This window comes from Thermosynechococcus sp. PKX82 (assembly GCF_031583255.1).
Classification (GTDB): Bacteria; Cyanobacteriota; Cyanobacteriia; order Thermosynechococcales; family Thermosynechococcaceae; genus Thermosynechococcus.
Map to the genome: position 1 here is coordinate 1,370,894 of NZ_CP134169.1, position 18,042 is coordinate 1,388,935.

Below are 18,042 nucleotides of genomic sequence, written 5' to 3' on the forward strand. Positions count from 1 at the left end.
AGGCACGCTCCTTGGCTGTGTATATCAAGCAGTTAGAACTCACGAATTTTAAGTCCTTTGGCGGCACAACCGTGATTCCGCTGCTGCCGGGGTTTACGGTCATTTCAGGCCCCAATGGCTCAGGGAAGTCGAACCTCTTGGATGCGTTGCTGTTTGCCCTTGGCCTTGCGGGGTCTAAGGGGATGCGGGCAGAACGATTGCCAGATTTGGTGAACCATAGCCAAACGCGGCGTGGCCATAGTGTGGTCGAAACGCGAGTCACGGTGACCTTTGCACTAGATGCTGAAACGGAATGGCGCGTGACGCGGCGACTGCGGGTAACCAAGCAGGGCACCTATACCTCGACCTACGCGGTGAATGATCAACCCTGCACGCTGAATGAACTGCACGACCAGTTGCAGGCATTTTGTATTTATCCCCAAGGGTATAACGTGGTCTTGCAGGGGGACGTCACCAGTATCATTTCTATGAATGCCAAGGCACGGCGGGAAATTATTGACGAATTGGCGGGGGTGGCGGATTTTGACCGCAAGATTGCCCAAGCTCGCGAAAAATTAGATACAGTCAAGGAGCGCGAAGAACGCTTTCGCATTGTTGAGCAGGAATTGATTCAACAGCGCGATCGCCTGCAACGGGATCGCCTGCAAGCGGAAAAATATCAAGCCCTACGGCTAGAACTGCAAGAGCGAGAGCAATGGCTGTTGGTGCGCCAATGGCAAGCCCAGGAAGCGCAAAAGGTGCAACTACAAACACAGATTCAGACGCTACAAAAAGAACAAGCCCAACGCCAAGAGCAACTGCAACAAAAGGCACGGGAGATGGCAGCGGCAACGGTTACGCTAGAACAACTCAATCAACAGGTGAAAGCCCTCGGCGAAGAAACGTACCTCCGCCTGCAAGCAGCGTTGGCGGATCTCCACGCCCAACAGCGGCAGTGTCAACGCCAGCAAACAGCCTACCAACAGCAGCAGGCACAGTTGGCAGAACAACTCCAGCAACGGCAAGCCCAGTACCACAGTCAACGGTTGCAGCAACAGCAACTTACTCAAGAGTTAGAACAGCAACAGGGCGATCGCCCCCCCTTAGTGACAGCGGTTGCCACCAGCCAAGCCACCCTCGACGCCCTACGGCAGCAAGCTCAGGAGTTGAATACGGCAGCCCAAGCTTGGTTTCAGGAGCACAGTCGGCGACGGCAGCGGATTGATGCCCTGATCCACGAACTGGAACCGAGTCGCAGTGAACTCTCTCGCCTTCAGGAGCGATCGCAACAATTGCGGCAACGGCAGGGGGAATTGCACCAAGCGGCCACCAGTTTAGAAGCTCAACAATTGGAATTGCAAGACGCGCTCACAAAAGCTGCAGCAGCAGTCCAACAAGAGGAGCAGCAACTACAAAACCTCGCCCAACAACTGGCCACAGCTCAGCAACAATTGAGCTTAACAGAAGAAACCTATCAACGCCTTGAGCGAGAACAGCGCCAAAAGCAGCGAGAACTGGATCAACTGGAAGCACGGCAACAGGCGGTTCAGGAAAGCCAAGGGAGTTTTGCGGCGCGGCTCATTTTAAGTGCTGATCTCCCCGGCGTGTTTGGGCTGGTGGCACAGCTCGGTCAAGTGGAACCCCGCTATCAACTGGCCTTGGAAATTGCGGCCGGGGCACGCCTAGGCAATATCGTTGTGGCGGATGACAGTGTGGCGGCAGCAGCGATCGCCATCCTGAAGCGGGAACGGGCTGGTAGAGCGACATTTTTGCCCCTGAACAAGATGGCACGTCCCAAGACCCTACCCCTTATCTCCTTGGCAGGCTGTATTGACTATGCCTTGAATCTTGTGACCTTTGAGCCGCAATATGCCCCCATTTTTGCCTACGTGTTTGGCAGTACGCTGGTCTTTGAGAGCCTTGAGGCGGCGCGACCCTACCTAGGGCAATATCGGATGGTCACCCTAGAGGGAGACTTGCTAGAACCCTCAGGGGCAATGACCGGGGGTAGCTATAGTCGCACAAATACCCTCCGTTTTGGTCAGGGGGCCACCCCCCAAGAATCGGCAGAAGTCCAACAACTGCGCGATCGCCTTGGGGAACTGGAACGCCTCTTAGATCGCCTCATTCAAGAGCGCACGCAAAAACAGGGGAGAGTGAATGAGCTGAGCCAAGCCCTGAGTGACGCCCGCCAAAGCCATCGCGATCGCCAGCGGCAATGGGAGCAACTTCAGCAGCAACAGCAGCACCTCAACCGCCAGCAAGCAGACTTAGCGCGCCAACAGCAGCACCTTAGCCAAGAGTTAACCGCCGCAGAGACTGAACTCGCGCACCTAGAGGCTCGTCTTCCTGAACTCGAAGCAGAACTCGCCGCCGAACGCCTTGCCCTCAATGCCCTTGAAGCCAATCCCAGCCATCAGCAGTGGCAGCAGCTTCAGGAACAGCTTCAGGCACAGGAAAAAATTCACGCCGACCATGTGGCCGCCCTGCAAGCGGTGGATCAAGCCTTGGGCGATCGCCACCGTCAACTCGAGCAACTAGCACGAGACCTAAAACAAACAGAACAGGAGATTCAGCGACTGCACCAAGCCCAACAGGAGACGCTTTGTCAGCAGCAAGCCCTCGATCAGATGCTTGGGGACTTAGCGACGCAAACTCAAAGCACGCAAACTGCCTTGAGGGAATTGGACGCCCGCCTTGGCCACCTCAAGGGCGATCGCGATCGCCAAGACTACCAACTACGACAGCAGCAAAAGGACTACCAACAACTGGAATGGCAATACCAAAAAGCCAGCGACACCCTCACCACGCTGCAAGCCCAACTTCAGGAATTCAGCACCATCGAGGCACCCCCTTTACCCCAGCCATGGCCGGAAGTGCCCGCCAATCTCTCCCTCAGCGACATTCAACAGCAGTGCCAAGCCCTCGAAAAACAGCTGCGTGCCATGGAACCCGTCAATATGTTGGCGATTCAGGAATTTGAGGAGACACAAGGGCGGCTTAATGAGCTACAGGAGAAGCTCGCCGTTCTAGAAGCGGAGCGCACGGAGATCCTACTGCGGATTGAGAACTTCACCACCCTGCGTCAGCAGTCCTTCCGTGAAGCTTTTGATGCCGTCAATGCCAACTTCCAAACCATTTTTGCCACCCTCTCCGAGGGTGATGGCTATCTGCAACTGGAAAGTCCTGAGGATCCCTTTGCCGGGGGTCTGAATCTGGTGGCACATCCCAAGGGGAAACCCGTACAACGCTTGGCCTCAATGTCGGGGGGAGAAAAATCCCTCACGGCCCTCAGTTTTATCTTTGCCCTACAACGCTATCGCCCTTCCCCCTTCTATGCCTTTGATGAGGTGGATATGTTTCTCGATGGTGCCAATGTTGAGCGCCTTGCCAAAATGATTCAGCAGCAGAGCCAAGAGGCACAGTTTATTGTTGTCAGTCTGCGGCGACCAATGATTGAAGCGGCTCAGCGCACGATTGGCGTCACCCAAGCGCGGGGTCAACATACCCAAGTGATTGGCCTCGATTTGACCGCTCACCATTGATGCCTAACGGTGGCTGAAAAATAATTCCTAGATTTTCGATAGTTGATCGGCGTGGATCGTAGAGGAACAGTAGAATCCATTTAACTGTCAAAACCTCGAAGTTCTGCTGAGGAGTGTCCCTATGAAATACTGGCAAAAATTTGGCCTGAGCTTACTGACGGTGGCCTGTTTGGGAACAATTGCCCCTCGACCTGCCCAAGCCAATATGTTTACACAAACGGAAGTGGATCAAAGCCGCTATGTGGTGATGGCTGTGCCCCTTGCCCGCGGTGGCTATCGCCTCTTAGTGGTGGAGCAAATTAAGGATACTCGTCCCTGCTGGAGTGAGTCGGGCAGCAACCCCGTGGTGATTGACCCACTGTTGACGACGTTTGACTTTACGGGCATTTGTGGGCGGGCTACGGATAGCAATGGCTACTCGATTCGGGTGGCGCAACAGGATTTAGGGTTGCAGTATGGTCTGCGCATTGAACAGGGGGATGGCGAGTTACTCCTTGTTGGCAGTAGCAATCGCGGTGGCCCGCGTATGGTCATTGGCCGCACCCACGGTATGCAGGAAGGGCAATTTCTCAAGTTTCATCTGGAACCCACTTGGCGGCTAACGCGGCGCACCTATGAGGGGCAAGTGCTGGGTCATGTGTATTTCACCAATGACTCTTGGGAAGCAGCAACCGGGAGTATCCCTGCCCCTGCAACGCCCATCGGCACGGAAACCAACATTGATCCCATACCCACTCCCCAAAGCTAGGTTTACCGCTGCTTCATTGCCCGCTCCATCTCCCGTTTATCTTGGCGCTGCTTGAGGTCTTGGCGTTTGTCGTGGAGCTTCTTACCACGGGCTAGCCCTAGGGAAACCTTGACCCGCCCATTTTTTAGGTAAAGCTTCAGGGGCACAAGGGTTAGCCCCTTTTGTTCCACCTTGCCCACTAGCTTGCGAATTTCCTGTTTGTGGAGAAGGAGCTTGCGATCGCGCAGGGGGTCATGGTTGTAGGATTGGTTAGTGCTCTCATGGGGCGAAATGTGCACATTCATCAACCAAACTTCACCATTGCGGATGCGGGCAAAGCCATCCCGTAAATTCACCTTGCCAGCCCGAATGGATTTGACCTCAGTGCCAAGTAACACGAGACCACATTCATAGGTTTCCAGAATTTCGTATTGGAAGCGCGCTTGGCGATTTTCACTCAGGACTTTAACGCTATCACCCATTTGAGACTCACAAGGGTATTGCCAATATACCGTAGTTTAGGGGTAGGCGGAGTTTTCATCTTATCACTGCCCTCCCACCCCCCTGCTCAATGGTTATGACGCTATGCCCAAGCCGCAGCAGTTAGCGTTTTTGCAAGGCCTGCCTTTGATTGCAGTGGTGCGTGCTGCTCATCCTACTGCAGCGATCGCCCACGCTCAAGTCTGTATCCAAGCGGGCTTCACCTGCCTAGAGGTGACTTGGACAACCCCCGATGCTGCTGGCGTCTTGCAACAACTCCGTCAAAACGCTCCCCACTGCACCATTGGCGCTGCGAGCCTGCAAAACCCAGAAATGGTTAAAGGAGCGATCGCTGCTGGCGCACAATTTTTAGTGACCCCCCATACAGCCCTAGAGGTGGTGCCCCTCGCAAAGGCGGCCAATTGTCCTCTGATTTTGGGGGCATTAACGCCAACGGAAATTCTCCAAGCGTGGCGGGCGGGGGCAACGGCAGTGAAGGTTTTTCCAGTGATGGCGGTGGGGGGGGCGAGCTATTTACGCGCCTTGCGACCCTTGTTTGGCGAGATTCCCCTCATTCCCTGTGGCGGTATTGGTTGGGGGGATGTGGTACCCCTCTGGAAAGCAGGGGCGATCGCCATCGCTATGGGCAGTCAACTGGGTACGGATGTCACAATGCTCAAGCAGCAGGTGAACCAGGCTCGTCAGGCGTATCAGGCACTGACGCAGGGGTAAGGGTGCGCACCCGCTCAGCATGGAATCGTTTGCGGCGCCAGCGTTTGCCCAAATCGAGGCCAATGGTTTTGTGGAAATCATCCTGCACCTTTGCCGTGAGGCGGTAGGACACTTGGCGGACAATTTGAGCCAAGACGCGATTGCCTGTCCCTTGAATCAGGCCATGGGGCAAACGGTAGATAAACCGCGGAAAGTACATTTCCACCCGCAAATCCAGTTCCCAATTGACCCGCGTGTAATCAATGACATTCAGCGCCAACAGGTCGCTATCCGTCTCAGGGGTGGCTCGCATCGGTACCAAGGCCATGGCCGCTTGAAAATTCACCTCATAGTTCAAAAACGGCTGTTCGGGCACAGGAATTGTTTCAATGCGATAGACCCCCTGCTCTTGGGGCAGTAGGTGCAGTCCAATTTTGGGTTCCACTTCATAGCCATGGGAACCATAGCGGCCAATGGTGAGAATGTAGCCATGCTTGCCCACAGGTTCTGTTTTCATGGGATGGGCGCAGCGGTGAAACCATTCTTGGTGATTGTTCAAATAGGTCTCGTAGCGTTGAACGGGCGCATAGACTTCCATCCAGCCTTGGAATTGGTTGTGAAAAATAAAGGGGGGTAGCTTTGTCCCCTCTTGGGCATCGGTCATAGTATTAGATCAGCATTAGATCAGCATTTGGTGATTTTGATCCTGACATACGGCTGGGGGCGATCGATCGCTACTGCGGGGAACCTTGGAAATATTGTCCCTGTCCAATGGTTGGTTTACATTTCGTTACATTACTATTCAGTTGCTTGAGGCTCCAGCGATGCCCCCTGTCCCTCCTTGGCTCGCCATTGAACACTTGGACAAGCCGTGGATTTTTTGGCCATTGTGCTTGATCGTGCTTCTCAGCAGTATTGTTTTGCGCTGGGGGAAAGTGCAGCAGCAGTGGGCGCGGGTCATTGTCGTTGGCAGTTTAATGGCCGTGATGCTGCATTATCTGCTGTGGCGATCGCTGGCTACCCTCAATCTACGCACTCCCCTAGAGGCCACCTTTAGCCTACTCCTACTGGCGATTGAAGGTTTTATGATGGCGGGCTATGGCCTGCAACTCTACCTCCTCTTGCACATCAAAAATCGTCGTCCTGAAGCCGATGCTGCTGCCCTTGCGGTCAAAAGTGGCCACTATCAGCCTTGGGTGGATATTTTTATTCCGACCTACAATGAACCCCTGACGATTTTGCGACGCACGATTGTTGGCTGCCAAGCCCTCGACTATCCCCACAAACGTATCTATGTTCTTGACGATACCCGTCGCCCTGCCCTACGGGAATTGGCCTGTGAACTGGGCTGTGAGTACCTCAGCCGTCCAGACAATCGCCATGCCAAAGCGGGCAACCTGAACCATGCCCTTACGCAGACCAAGGGTGAACTGATTGCGGTCTTTGATGCTGACTTTGTTCCCACTCGAAATTTTCTCACCCGCACTGTGGGCTTTTTTCAGACCCCTGATATCGGCCTTGTCCAAACCTACCAGAGCTTTTACAATCCCGATCCCATTGCCCGTAACCTCGGCCTAGAGGCGCATCTGCCCCCAGAGGTGGAAATTTTTTCCCGTCACTATCAAGTCCTGCGGGATGGCATTGAAACAGCGCTGTGCTACGGCAGTTCCTTTATGGTGCGGCGATCGGCCCTCGAGGCCATTGGCGGCTTTGTTACTGAATCCCTCAGCGAGGACTACTACACAGGAATTCAATTGGCGGCAGCAGGTCATCGGTTGATTTACCTGAATGAAAGTCTCAGTGCAGGCTTGTGTGCAGAGGACATGACGGCGCATATTCGTCAACGTCAACGCTGGGCACGGGGCACCCTCCAAGGATTATTCATTGTGGCAAGTCCACTGCGGGTACCCAATCTCACTGGGCTTCAGCGCCTTGCCCACCTAGAGGGGATCACGCAATGGTTTCACAGTCCCATGCGTTTGCTGTTGCTGCTGTTGCCCTTGATTGCCGCCTTTTGGGGTGTCGTCCCCCTTGAAACCACCCTGCGGCAGTGGCTCTACTATTTTGTGCCCTACTACTGGCTGCTGTTGAGTACATTCCGCTGGCTCAATGGTCAAAGTCGCTCTGCCTTGGTATCTGATATTTATGCGGTTCTTCAATGTGTGCCGTTGACATTGACAGTGATTGACACGTTGTTGCGTCCCTTTGGTCGCGGCTTTTGGGTGACTCCCAAGGGGAGTTATCGCGATCGCTACCATTTTCAGTGGCACCTAGCGGCACCGCTCCTCGTGCTTTTTCTTCTCTCTGTGGCGGCTGCTGTATTAAATTGGCAGGCATTACACACCAAGGGGCTACTATTGGCTTGGGTCTGGAACCTCTACAATCTGGTAATTCTCGCCCTTGCCCTCTACAGCCTCATCGAACGCCCCCGCCCCGATCCCTATGATTGGCTCAATGTCCAGCAAACCGTTGAACTCCATCTCGCTTGGGATCAAACCACTGCCCTGTGGGGCACGACAATTCGCCTTTCTGAAGGGGGGGCGATCGTGCATCTGCATCAACCCCTCCCCCCCTCCGCAATGGGTGTACCCCTCACCTGTCGGCTTTTGGAGGCAGGCATTGACCTCAGCGGCCAAGTTGTTGATATGCCCAATCCAACGACCCTAGAGATTTACTTTGACCCCCTGACCTTGGCTCAATACCGCCAATTGGTCACCTTACTTTTTTGTGAACCCAACCGTTGGCAATGGCAAAAAGCCCCCAGTGAATTACAAACCCTGTGGCTGCTTCTGCACACTCTCATCTCGCCTCCCCTGAGTCGTCACTGGATGCGGATCACCCGCCCTAGTCAGGCAAAAGCGTGGCATCGAGCCTACAGCTATGCCAAGGAAAAATGATTTTTGCTAGCTCTTTGTAACATTAAGCTTATAGGTCTTAAACGAGGGGACTATCCATCCAAAAGCCGTCCACAAATTGCCTAGTTGCTCCATCGCAACGAGTCCACCATTACTCGCTGGCTCAATGTCTATCGTCCAGTGTTGAATTCTGCATTGGCAGTCACTGTCTCTCCTCTGAAAAAAACACTTGAATGGTGCATTGGCTAAGATATAGCTTGGCTAGAGCGACAACACTTTCTTGGAACACTAAAGATGCACCGATACCTCCTCCGAATCTGTATTGCTCTGGTGTTGGTGCTGTCTCTTCAGTCCATTGCTCAAAGTGCCTTACCCGCTGGTGCAGGGGAATTTCTCACAGGTCGCGAGGCCACTTGGCAACGGGAATATGAAGTTTATTTTCAAAATCAATTTACTAGTCGGCGACTCAATCCCTCTGCCATTCAGCGCATTCTCAGGCAAATGTCCAAGCGTACGGGTTGGCACACAGCTCTTTTGCACTTGGCACCAACGGCCAACGAGATTAAGCTCTTAGTTACCTCTCTACAGGGAGAGCCACTGTTGCTGACTGTGCCAGCAGTGTCGCAAGCTGATCTGATGGCATCGTTCATCTGGCTACCCATGCCTTGTTTCGCCCCGGTCAAGCCCAAGAGTCCTTTATTCAACTGTGGGGCAGTGAAACAGTCACGCTGCAAAACCTCCCCCAACTTAATCTAGAGCAACCCCCTCTCGAACTGCTGGTTTTGAGTGCCTGTCAAACCGCTCTGGGAGACGATCGCGCGGAGTTAGGCTTTGCGGGTCTTGCCCTTCAATCGGGTGCCAAAAGTGCCGTCGCTAGCCTCTGGCAAGTGAGTGATGCGGGTACCCTAGAACTCATGGAACACTTCTATGGCCATCTGCACCACACTGCTAGTAAAGTTGCTGCTCTGCAAAAGGCTCAATTACACCTTCTGAGATATTCAAGATTCCAAGCACCTTATTTTTGGGCAGGCTTTACACTCGTGGGCGCTCCTTGGTAAAGCAATTTTCTGGCCATCGTTTTAAGATTTGTTAGAAGAAAATTTATTTTTGCAAGCAACATCTGAGAAAATTGCATTGAGAGATACAGGATTAAGCACAGATGGATTGGCAAGTGGCTTGGAAAAACGGCATTCGCTATCTTTTGCTGGCACTACTCGCTAGTACGTTGTGGGTCACCCCCGTCTGGGCAACCAGCGCGATCGATATCCCTTTGCCGGAAACAGCGGCCGGGGTCGTTGATGAAGGTAATGTGCTTAGTGCCGTCACCCAAGGCAGTGTCGGGCGATCGCTCCAAGACCTCTCCGAGGCAGCGGGCATCAATGTTCATGTAGTTACACTGCACCGCCTCGACTATGGTGAAACCCCCCAGAGCTTTGTGGATGACCTCTTTAACCAGTGGTTTCCCGATCCTGAGTCCCAAGCCAATCAGGTGATCATTGCCCTCGATACCGTTACCAATGGCACAGCGATTCACTATGGCGAGGCCGTGGCCGAACGCTTGAATCCTGAAACTGCCGAAAGTATTGTCCAAGAAACGATGCGGGTGCCCCTACGGGATGGCAACTACAATCAATCAGTCCTTGACACCGTCGATCGTCTTGCGAAAGTCCTCAAAGGCGAACCGGATCCAGGCCCGCCCGTAGTACGCGAAGTGGTTGTCGAGAAAACCTACAAGAGCAAAGAGGAAACCGACGATCGCTCCGCCACAATTATCGTCGTTGCCCTGCTAATCGCCGCTACAGTGATCCCAATGGTGACATACTTTATGTATCAAGGATCATCGTAGCCAAGCTCCCCTTCCATTTATGAAAATCTATACCTACCACACACCAGAGCGTGTACCAGCCGACTGGCAACCCGACTGTGCCATTGCTGTTGATGTCCTGCGGGCAACCACTACGATCGCCACTGCTCTTGCGGCTGGCGCAGAAGCCGTTCAAGTCTTTAGTGATCTAGCAGAGCTAGAACAAGTGAGTCAGCAGTGGCCGGCAGCCAAGCGGATTCGCGTTGGTGAACGGGGTGGGAAAAAAGTTGCTGGCTTTGACATGGGCAACTCTCCTGCTGAATGCTTGCCAGAGCGGGTAAAAGGATGTCGCCTCTTTATGAGCACCACCAATGGCACCCGTTCCCTTGAGCGAATTCAAGCCAGTCCCCTCGTTCTTGCCGCCGCCCTTGTCAACCGTGCTGCCGTTGCCGAGTTTGTCCAAAAACATCAACCGGAAACCATCTGGATTGTTGGTTCGGGCTGGGAAGGTAGCTATTCCCTCGAAGATACCGTCTGTGCTGGCGCGCTGATTCATTACCTCTGGGGTCAGCAGGATGCCCCCCTCGAAGCCCTTGCGGGTAATGACGAAACTATTGCTGCCACTGCTTTGTACCGCTACTACCAAGATGATCTATTGACCCTCTTTCACCATTCCAGCCACGGGCAGCGCCTGCTCAACCTTGGCAATGAAGCCGATCTCAAATATTGTGCCCAAGTGGATATTCTGGCCATTGTGCCGTGGCAGGTTTCCCCCAAGCTCTTGACTAAGGCCTAGGGCACCACATCCCCACCCAGAGCAAAAAGCCCAACCAGACATTTTCATTGAAGTAACGACCATAGGTCTGAATGGGGAGCGTTGTGGTTTGGGTGTCACGGCGTTCGTGGGTATAAATTTGTAGAGATTGCCGCAGCCAAAAGTAGGTGGTCACGGCCAAGGCCAGCCAAAATCGCCAAGTGAGTCCCGCACTCCAGCCAACAATGATCAGGAACACCACCGTCAGCCCATAAAATAGCGCGATCGCCAAGGGCGCATAGGCACCGAAAAATAAGGCACTGGAATTTACCCCCAGTCGGCGATCGTCGGGGCGATCGGGCATGGCATACACCGTATCAAAGGCCAATGTCCACATCACCACTGCCGCCCACAACCACGCGGTGGTCAAGGTTAAGCGTCCCTGTACCGCTGCCCAAGGAATGAGGACAGCAAACCCCCAAGCCACTGCCAAAACGAGTTGCGGAATGGGAAAGACTCGCTTCGCCAAGGGATAGAGCAGAATCACCGGCACTGCGGCCACCGCCAGCCAATACCCCAAGGGAGTGAGGTAAAACGTCAATCCCCAAGCACAGAGGAAGGCAATCACCATCAAGCCCAAGGCCACACTGAGGGAAAGGCGGCGACTGGCTAGGGGGCGGTTTTGAGTCCGCTGCACATGGGGGTCAATATTGCGGTCCCAGCAGTCATTGACAATGCAGCCCGCCGCACTGGTGGCGATCGCCCCCACCGTGATAATCAGCAGCAACTGCAACGACGGCAAGCCCTCACTCGCCAAAGTTAAGGACCACAGCGCCGGAATGAGGAGAATCAAACGACCCGCAGGCTTATGCCACCGCAACAGTTGGGCAATGGCCACCCAAGTTGGCACTGAGGTTCTCGAAACTTGAGAATTCACCACACCGCTCCCACCGTGAATGCCACTACACTTAAAAATCTTAACTTTTCAGGCGATTTTGGGACGTTGCCGCCCCATTTGCCCTAGGTTTCTAGTTAGCCCGTTTGCACTCTGTCGATTTCCCCTTTTATGGCCAGAAAACCCTTTCACTTTTTCCGTAGTGCTGCCCCGCCAGACCCCACACCCCCCGCCGAGGAAGAAGATAACTATCTCGAAGATTACTTCTTTGATGAACCCGGCGCCATGCCCGGTACCCTCAGTATTGAGGCCGATGCGCCACCGCCGACAATTATTCTCATTGACTATCAGCCGGATCAGGCCAGCCGTCGCGTTTTAGAAACGCCGGAAGAATGTGGCCCCTACCTCAGCAGTCCCTCCGTCAGTTGGATAGATGTTCAAGGGATTGGCGATGAAGACGTGATGCGGCGACTTGGCCAAGTTTTTCACCTGCACCCCATTGTCCTTGAAGATATTGTCAATGTCCCCCAGCGCCCCAAAGTTGAGGATCATGACGATTACCTTGTGCTGATTACCCGCATGGTCACCCCCAAGGAAAATGAACACGGCTTTTATACTGAACAAGTGAGCTTTGTCTTGGGGCCGCATTTCTTGCTCACAGTACAAGAAGAACCCGAACGGGATTGTTTTGACATGGTTCGGCAGCGGATTCGCACCAGTCGCGGCATCATTCGTCGCTATGGCCCCGATTATTTAGCCTATGCCCTTTTGGATGCCATTATTGATGGCTTCTACCCGGTTCTAGAAGACTACGGCGAGCGCATTGAGGAATTAGAAGATGCCGTAGTTACCCGTCCTAGTCGCGCCATTCTCGAAGAAGTCCACCAAGTGCGCCGCGAATTACTGGCGCTGCGCCGTGCCATTTGGCCACAACGGGATGCCATCAATGCCATGATTCGCGATCCCAGCCCCCTTCTCTCCGAGGAAGTGCGCATCTACCTACGAGATTGCTATGACCATGCCATTCAAGTGCTAGATATGGTGGAAACCTACCGTGAACTGGCGGCCAGTTTGATGGATGTGTATCTTTCTTCCGTTGGCAATAAAATGAACGAAATTATGAAAATTCTGACGATCATTTCGACCATTTTCATACCGCTGACCTTTATTGTCGGTATCTATGGCATGAACTTTGATCCCGATACCTCCCCTTGGAATATGCCTGAACTGGAGTGGTATTGGGGCTATCCAGCCTGCTGGGCGGTCATGCTTACCGTGGCGGGCAGTTTATTTTTCTTTTTCTGGCGCAAGGGCTGGTTCCAAAGCAGCACCAGTATAGGCTCCCTAGATACTGAACGCTAGTTCCCCATCGACTTTAGAAACTTGCCCCTTGTCCCTTGCGTCAAATTGGCTTAGGGTGGGAAAGCAAAGGGAGTACTTCATATGTAAAAATACTCACTTGTTACGTGCATAAGTTTTGGTGTGAGTTAGGTACTACAGGGCGATCGCCCCTCTCTCCACACGTGAAGAATGGGATTGGGAGAGTTAACCGACTGCAATCAAGCATGAATTAGGAGACTGTATGAAAAGATTGGCACACTTGGGTGTTTTGGCAGGGTTAGTGAGTAGCCTATGGCTAGCACCCGCCATCAGCCGCTATGACATTGCCACTGCCTTGCCCGAAGAACAAGTGTTGCGCATCCTCAACAATGTGCCCATTTTTATGATCACCAATGATAAGGGGGAACCGCTGACCTTTGAGATGCCCAATCCCCAAGATCAAAGCAAGAAAATTCAAGTTTTTACCTTCTTTGTCAATCAGCAGGATGCCCAAACTGCCCTGAACACCATTAAAACCCAGCAACCGGATGTGGGTCGCGTGGCGCGGGTCTCGGCAGCCGCTCTCAGTGGGGCGGTGAAAATTGCCCTCGAAAGCCAAAAAAATCCTGCCATTGGTGTGGACATTATCCCCTCCAGACCACAACTGGAAGCAGCGGTGAATCTGCTCAAACAAAGTGGCGATCTAGTGGAACGCGATGGCAAAATTCTCACCAAGGATGGTAGGCCGTTCATGGGCGGTACCCCCCTCTTTTTCCTAGCAGATAGCAAAACAGGCAACCCCATTGCCATTGAAGCCCAAATGCGCGAAAACGGCCAGACCCGCACCCAGCGGTTTATTCCCTTTTACTTTGATAAAACCCAACTCCAACGGGAAGTGGATCAAGCCCGCCAGCAGCGTCCTGAACTGGCCAAGGATACCGGGATTCGCGTCGTCATGCTGGATAATTTGGTGGCAACCATGTTGAGCACCAACGATCCTGTGGCGGGTCAAATTCAACTGGTACAAACCCCTGAGGCGATTCAGTTTGCCGTGCAACAGAGCGGTGGCAATAATGCCCAGCGACCCAATCAAGCGAATCAACCCGCGTCTCCCCAGCGCCCAAATCAACAGGGGGGCGGTCAAGGCACAAACCGCAACCGCTAAGACACACCCATGCCCTGGCGACACCTGCTAACGGCAATTCTGCTCCTTGGCTTCCTGTGGGGATGTGCCCTGCCTCAAGTGCGAGCAGAGGAGCGCCTGTTTCTGAATGTCGGGGTGGAATTTCGTGGCGAAGTGCAATTAGCCGTTGGCAGCCAGTGGCAGAATACCGAGGTGGGGGGGCTGTCGGGTTTGATCTACGATCCGCGTCAACAGCAGTTCTATGCCATTAGTGACGATCGCCAGCAACCTCGGTTTTACACCCTCGAAATCACTCCCGAAACCATTACCCCCAAGGACGTAACCTTTCTCCAGCAGCCTAATGGTGAGGTGTATCCGCCCAACACTGCCGACACTGAGGGGATTGCGCTGACGCCTGAGGGGCACCTTGTAATTAGCAGTGAAGGGGTAACGGCCACGGCTAGCCCCCCTTGGATCAAAGAGTTTGAGCGCGCGAATGGACGAACCATTGCAGCTCTCCCTATGCCCAAGTACTATCTCGCCAATGGTCAGCAGGGCATTCGCAATAATCTCGGTTTTGAGGCACTGACGCTTTCGCCGGCGGGCGATCGCCTGTTTGTCGGCGTTGAATCGGCCCTTGCCCAAGATGTCCGCCCCAATATCCCCATTTACTGCCGCCTGCTCCATTACCTGCGGGGGGATGTTGCCCCTGTGTTGGTGGCGGAGCATCTCTATCCCTTGGAACCCTCAGAGGCCGTGTTTAATGGCCTCGTGGAGCTACTTGCCCTTGACAATGGTGGCCATTTTCTGAGCTTGGAGCGCACCTATAGTCCGGGAGCAGGGCATGGCATCAAGCTCTTTGAAGTATCCTTGGCAGGGGCGACAGATACCCTTGGCATGGCCACGTTACCGGTTGATCTGCGCACTCTCCGCCCTGTGCAGAAACGGCTGATTTTGGATTTCAAGACGCTGGGGATTCCCTTGACCAATTTGGAGGGGATGAGCTTGGGTCCCCCCTTGGCCGATGGGGCGCGATCGCTCTACATCATTGGCGACAACAACTTTGATGGCAAGACGCCGACCCAAGTCCTGATTTTTGCCTTAACCTTCCAGCGCTAGGCCTCAACGGTCAAGAGTCCCAGTTGTGCTAACAGGCGATCGCCCTCCACATGCTCCTGCATCATTTGTTCGACGCATTTGACTTTAGCGATTTCATGGAGGCGCACCTGACCAAAGGCACGATCCACAATTTCCACGGCTGTTAGGGTGTCTAAGTCCACCGAGAGAATGGGAATTTCCAACTCTTCGGCACGGGCAAGAATCGCAGGGGAAGGCGGCAAATGCCCCGTGAGGATCAGACAGTGGGTGGAGGTCTCCAAGGCCGCCCATTGAATATCGGTGCGATCGCCCCCGGTAATCACCGCCATATTGTTTGCTTTACGGAAATACTTCAAGGCAGCACTGACGTTCATTGCCCCAATGGTGAGTTCTTCTACCAGCAAATCCAAGCGATCCGGGCGGCACAAAACTTCGGCATTTAACTGGCGTACCAATTCCCTGACACTGACACTGCGCAGCAGCTGACTGCGGGGCAACATCCCAAAAACGGGGATCTGATGGGTCTCCAGATAGTGGCGAATGGCAGGCAAGGGTTGGGCCTCGGGTTGGGGAATATCGTTGATGATCACCCCCAATAGGCGATCGCCCAATTCCGACTTGGCGAGGAGGAGCGATTCCACCACCAAGGGGGACTCGTAGCGCACCACCAGTAAAATGGGTGCATCCAACACCGCTGCCATCTGAGCTAACCCCAAATCAAACAGCCGCCCCTCGGCTAATGTGGCTGGCCCTTCGAGAAGCACCAAGTCTTCACTATTGATAGTGTGATAGGCTGCTAGGGCTTGGCGATAATCCTGCTGATCTGTGCCCATCAGCCGTGCCTTGATCACTTCTGGCGTCAGCGTGAGCAATGTCGGCCGCACATTCTCTAGGTTAAGGGTTTGCTGTAAAAAACTGACATCGGCTTCAGTGTCTTCACTCTCGGTAGCGGGTTGGTAGGTGCCCAAGGGCTTACCATAGGCAATGCGCAGATGGCGATCGCGACAGAGCTTGGCCAAGCCTAAAACCGTTGCCGACTTACCGCTATAGGGCACAATGGAACCAATTAATAAATGCTTCGCCACCGTTTAGTTACTCCTCCCACAACCCCAACCCTGAACACGCTATCCTTAGTCAAGCCGTAACAGCTTACGATAAAACGCTTTTGAAAAATCGGCAATACGATGTTTTTTATAGTTAATAATTACATCAATGAGATGATCCACCAGTTCAAACGTGGTGATGGACATTTCGTACTGGAGATCAGGCGAATTATCAAAGGTCACCGTACAACGGGATAAATCCGCCGGCAAATTGGCGATTGTCCATGTGGCAATAAAATCAACATTGTTACCGCCTTCAATCCCCCGTTGTCCCTCCAACTTCCCCAAACGGTAGAGGGCGATGCCCAAGGGCAGCAGCGGACGTTTCTCAGCACGCATATAGGGGGCAAAGATATTGACTTCCCGGGGGTTGGCAGGCTGAAGCTGATCGAGGGCGGTCATGCAAGAATCCTTGTGTATTCAGTCTCACCGAGTGCTGAGGTCTATTCTACAGGTAGAGCAGGTAGCACGGGAGTCTTCGCTCTAGTAGCGCATTTCGGTTTGGTAACATATAGTTAACATAACTAACGAGCACTGCCTATGGTTTTTGATCCCGGAAACGCTAATTTCTACCAGTCTTCTACGGATGATGGGCAGCCCAATCTGCTCCTGAAGTACCTGCAAAGCCAATCGCCAGAAGTTTTGACCCGTATTGCCCGTTCCGTCAGTCCAGAAATTCGCCAAATTATCAGCCAGAATGTCCAAGGTCTCGTGGGCGGCCTTCCCTCCGAGGATTTTAATGTCCAAATTGCCACCGATCGCGACAATCTTGCGGGATTATTGGCCTCAGCCATGATGACGGGGTATTTTCTGCGCCAGATAGAACAGCGCATGGAACTGGAAATGAGCCTCGGCGATTTACCTATGCCCTAGGGTCTACCCACATACTTATTGTGAGTCTTGCTTGTGTCCGATCCTTGGCAACAGTTTAAGGCACTGCCTTGGCGATCGCTGGTGCCCACAGGTCTTCTCGTTGCTTTGCTTGCAGCGCTGTTTGATACGGGGCTTTACTATATTGCCGGTGCCGTCGCATCTGTCGGCGAGGCGTTGATCATCCTACTTCAGCCTCCTTTGGGTCTGTTAGTCCGCCTTGGTCTGAGCATTGGCCTTGGAATGGTGGCAGTGATCTCTTTGGAGGTGTGGTTTAACCCAGCGCCGATCTATAGCGGCACCCTCTGGGCGTTATTTCTGTGTGTCCTAATGGCCAGTGTGTTCTTGAGCTTTTTTAGCGGTACCTTGGGACTGCGCCCCCTATTTTTTCCACTCACAGAGGTGTTCCTGATTGGCACAGCCGTGGGGATTTTTTGGCAGGGTCGTCGCTACTGGCGGTATTAATTCGCTTCCTCAAGACGAGACGCAGGGAGCTTCGGAACGACGGCACTAATCTCAGGATTGAAGGTGACATCAAAGGCATCGGCTCCCTGAAACAAATACCACACGGCCTCAATCACACAGGCAATGCGAGCAATGCTACCCAGAGAACCGTAGGGCACCGTCGAAAAGAGTAGCCCCAGCATGAGGTAAACGCCACCCCACAGGGGTTGGCGCAAATAAAACTTATGGAGTCCGGGGAGAAAGATGCCGGCCAAGGCTAAGAGAATGGCGATCGCGCGATTACGGTAGCCCATTATTGCTCACTGTGAATGAC

General features: G+C 53.5%; 18 protein-coding genes. 12 read left to right on the plus strand and 6 right to left on the minus strand.

The window, feature by feature from the left end; genetic code table 11:
• Positions 1 to 17 precede the first annotated feature (17 nt).
• Positions 18 to 3,524: a chromosome segregation protein SMC gene (smc, locus tag RHH53_RS06725; RefSeq protein ID WP_310744264.1), complete on the plus strand. Its 3,507-nt coding sequence runs from the start codon at positions 18 to 20 to the stop codon at positions 3,522 to 3,524.
• A 121-nt stretch (positions 3,525 to 3,645) separates the two neighbouring features.
• On the plus strand, positions 3,646 to 4,272 hold the full coding sequence (locus RHH53_RS06730) for a DUF3747 domain-containing protein (protein ID WP_206199496.1): 627 nt from the start codon (positions 3,646 to 3,648) through the stop codon (positions 4,270 to 4,272).
• Between the two features lie 2 nt (positions 4,273 to 4,274).
• Here the strand turns inward: RHH53_RS06730 and smpB are convergent, their stop codons facing one another.
• Entirely contained in the window at positions 4,275 to 4,733 is a 459-nt protein-coding gene (smpB, locus tag RHH53_RS06735) for an SsrA-binding protein SmpB (protein WP_206199497.1), read from the minus strand.
• A 103-nt stretch (positions 4,734 to 4,836) separates the two neighbouring features.
• Here smpB and RHH53_RS06740 point away from each other — a divergent pair, with 103 nt between their 5' ends.
• The gene (locus RHH53_RS06740) at positions 4,837 to 5,463 is read left to right on the plus strand and encodes a bifunctional 4-hydroxy-2-oxoglutarate aldolase/2-dehydro-3-deoxy-phosphogluconate aldolase (RefSeq protein WP_310743571.1); all 627 of its coding nucleotides are present in this window, start codon (positions 4,837 to 4,839) and stop codon (positions 5,461 to 5,463) included.
• Here the strand turns inward: RHH53_RS06740 and RHH53_RS06745 are convergent.
• A complete protein-coding gene (locus RHH53_RS06745; RefSeq protein WP_310438341.1) occupies positions 5,408 to 6,106 on the minus strand; it encodes a DUF1997 domain-containing protein in 699 nt (232 codons plus the stop codon). The two genes, RHH53_RS06740 and RHH53_RS06745, sit on opposite strands and share 56 nt — an antisense overlap.
• 160 nt (positions 6,107 to 6,266) lie before the next feature.
• Here RHH53_RS06745 and RHH53_RS06750 point away from each other — a divergent pair, with 160 nt between their 5' ends.
• The 4 genes from RHH53_RS06750 (at position 6,267) to RHH53_RS06765 (ending at position 10,897) form a co-directional block, all read left to right on the plus strand.
• Positions 6,267 to 8,339, plus strand: a complete 2,073-nt coding sequence (locus tag RHH53_RS06750) for a glycosyltransferase (protein WP_310743572.1) — start codon at positions 6,267 to 6,269, stop codon at positions 8,337 to 8,339.
• Positions 8,340 to 8,962: 623 nt separating this feature from the next.
• On the plus strand, positions 8,963 to 9,355 hold the full coding sequence (locus tag RHH53_RS06755; protein ID WP_302677864.1) for a CHAT domain-containing protein: 393 nt from the start codon (positions 8,963 to 8,965) through the stop codon (positions 9,353 to 9,355).
• Between the two features lie 101 nt (positions 9,356 to 9,456).
• Complete coding sequence (gene psb32 / locus RHH53_RS06760) at positions 9,457 to 10,143, plus strand: photosystem II repair protein Psb32 (RefSeq protein WP_302677865.1); 687 nt, start codon at positions 9,457 to 9,459, stop codon at positions 10,141 to 10,143.
• A gap of 19 nt (positions 10,144 to 10,162) precedes the next feature.
• Complete coding sequence (locus RHH53_RS06765; protein ID WP_310438337.1) at positions 10,163 to 10,897, plus strand: 2-phosphosulfolactate phosphatase family protein; 735 nt, start codon at positions 10,163 to 10,165, stop codon at positions 10,895 to 10,897.
• On the opposite strand, the gene RHH53_RS06770 is transcribed toward RHH53_RS06765, so the two are convergent.
• Positions 10,887 to 11,765: a 4-hydroxybenzoate solanesyltransferase gene (locus RHH53_RS06770; RefSeq protein WP_286668923.1), complete on the minus strand. Its 879-nt coding sequence runs from the start codon at positions 11,763 to 11,765 to the stop codon at positions 10,887 to 10,889. The genes RHH53_RS06765 and RHH53_RS06770 overlap by 11 nt on opposite strands.
• Before the next feature lie 156 nt (positions 11,766 to 11,921).
• Here RHH53_RS06770 and corA point away from each other — a divergent pair, with 156 nt between their 5' ends.
• From corA to RHH53_RS06785, 3 genes are all read left to right on the plus strand, one after another.
• Positions 11,922 to 13,112, plus strand: a complete 1,191-nt coding sequence (gene corA / locus RHH53_RS06775) for a magnesium/cobalt transporter CorA (protein WP_206199502.1) — start codon at positions 11,922 to 11,924, stop codon at positions 13,110 to 13,112.
• 220 nt (positions 13,113 to 13,332) lie between these two features.
• Complete coding sequence (locus RHH53_RS06780) at positions 13,333 to 14,235, plus strand: Tic22 family protein (protein WP_206199503.1); 903 nt, start codon at positions 13,333 to 13,335, stop codon at positions 14,233 to 14,235.
• 9 nt (positions 14,236 to 14,244) lie between these two features.
• Entirely contained in the window at positions 14,245 to 15,312 is a 1,068-nt protein-coding gene (locus RHH53_RS06785; protein ID WP_310742796.1) for an esterase-like activity of phytase family protein, read from the plus strand.
• Here RHH53_RS06785 and RHH53_RS06790 read toward each other — a convergent pair.
• Both RHH53_RS06790 and ebsA read right to left on the minus strand, forming a co-directional pair.
• Positions 15,309 to 16,376 carry a phosphotransacetylase family protein gene (locus RHH53_RS06790; RefSeq protein WP_310438334.1) on the minus strand — a complete coding sequence of 356 codons (1,068 nt, stop codon included), beginning with the start codon at positions 16,374 to 16,376 and terminating at the stop codon, positions 15,309 to 15,311. The genes RHH53_RS06785 and RHH53_RS06790 overlap by 4 nt on opposite strands.
• A gap of 45 nt (positions 16,377 to 16,421) precedes the next feature.
• On the minus strand, positions 16,422 to 16,796 hold the full coding sequence (ebsA, locus tag RHH53_RS06795; protein WP_206199506.1) for a type IV pilus biogenesis protein EbsA: 375 nt from the start codon (positions 16,794 to 16,796) through the stop codon (positions 16,422 to 16,424).
• A gap of 138 nt (positions 16,797 to 16,934) precedes the next feature.
• Here ebsA and RHH53_RS06800 point away from each other — a divergent pair, with 138 nt between their 5' ends.
• Both RHH53_RS06800 and RHH53_RS06805 read left to right on the plus strand, forming a co-directional pair.
• Positions 16,935 to 17,267 (plus strand): DUF760 domain-containing protein, encoded by a 333-nt coding sequence (locus RHH53_RS06800; protein WP_206199507.1) that lies wholly within the window; start codon positions 16,935 to 16,937, stop codon positions 17,265 to 17,267.
• 33 nt (positions 17,268 to 17,300) lie between these two features.
• Positions 17,301 to 17,729, plus strand: a complete 429-nt coding sequence (locus tag RHH53_RS06805; RefSeq protein ID WP_206199508.1) for a hypothetical protein — start codon at positions 17,301 to 17,303, stop codon at positions 17,727 to 17,729.
• Here the strand turns inward: RHH53_RS06805 and RHH53_RS06810 are convergent.
• The gene (locus RHH53_RS06810) at positions 17,726 to 18,022 is read right to left on the minus strand and encodes a hypothetical protein (protein WP_310438333.1); all 297 of its coding nucleotides are present in this window, start codon (positions 18,020 to 18,022) and stop codon (positions 17,726 to 17,728) included. The genes RHH53_RS06805 and RHH53_RS06810 overlap by 4 nt on opposite strands.
• Positions 18,023 to 18,042 lie beyond the last annotated feature (20 nt).

Coding starts and splice junctions, on each gene's coding strand:
- RHH53_RS06730 (WP_206199496.1), top strand. CDS start 3,646: ATGAAATACTGGCAAAAATTTGGCCTGAGCTTACTGACGGTGGCCTGT.
- RHH53_RS06785 (WP_310742796.1), top strand. CDS start 14,245: ATGCCCTGGCGACACCTGCTAACGGCAATTCTGCTCCTTGGCTTCCTG.
- RHH53_RS06800 (WP_206199507.1), top strand. CDS start 16,935: ATGGTTTTTGATCCCGGAAACGCTAATTTCTACCAGTCTTCTACGGAT.
- RHH53_RS06780 (WP_206199503.1), top strand. CDS start 13,333: ATGAAAAGATTGGCACACTTGGGTGTTTTGGCAGGGTTAGTGAGTAGC.
- RHH53_RS06810 (WP_310438333.1), bottom strand. CDS start 18,022: ATGGGCTACCGTAATCGCGCGATCGCCATTCTCTTAGCCTTGGCCGGC.
- psb32 (WP_302677865.1), top strand. CDS start 9,457: ATGGATTGGCAAGTGGCTTGGAAAAACGGCATTCGCTATCTTTTGCTG.
- corA (WP_206199502.1), top strand. CDS start 11,922: ATGGCCAGAAAACCCTTTCACTTTTTCCGTAGTGCTGCCCCGCCAGAC.
- smpB (WP_206199497.1), bottom strand. CDS start 4,733: ATGGGTGATAGCGTTAAAGTCCTGAGTGAAAATCGCCAAGCGCGCTTC.
- ebsA (WP_206199506.1), bottom strand. CDS start 16,796: ATGACCGCCCTCGATCAGCTTCAGCCTGCCAACCCCCGGGAAGTCAAT.
- RHH53_RS06740 (WP_310743571.1), top strand. CDS start 4,837: ATGCCCAAGCCGCAGCAGTTAGCGTTTTTGCAAGGCCTGCCTTTGATT.
- RHH53_RS06745 (WP_310438341.1), bottom strand. CDS start 6,106: ATGACCGATGCCCAAGAGGGGACAAAGCTACCCCCCTTTATTTTTCAC.
- RHH53_RS06750 (WP_310743572.1), top strand. CDS start 6,267: ATGCCCCCTGTCCCTCCTTGGCTCGCCATTGAACACTTGGACAAGCCG.
- RHH53_RS06765 (WP_310438337.1), top strand. CDS start 10,163: ATGAAAATCTATACCTACCACACACCAGAGCGTGTACCAGCCGACTGG.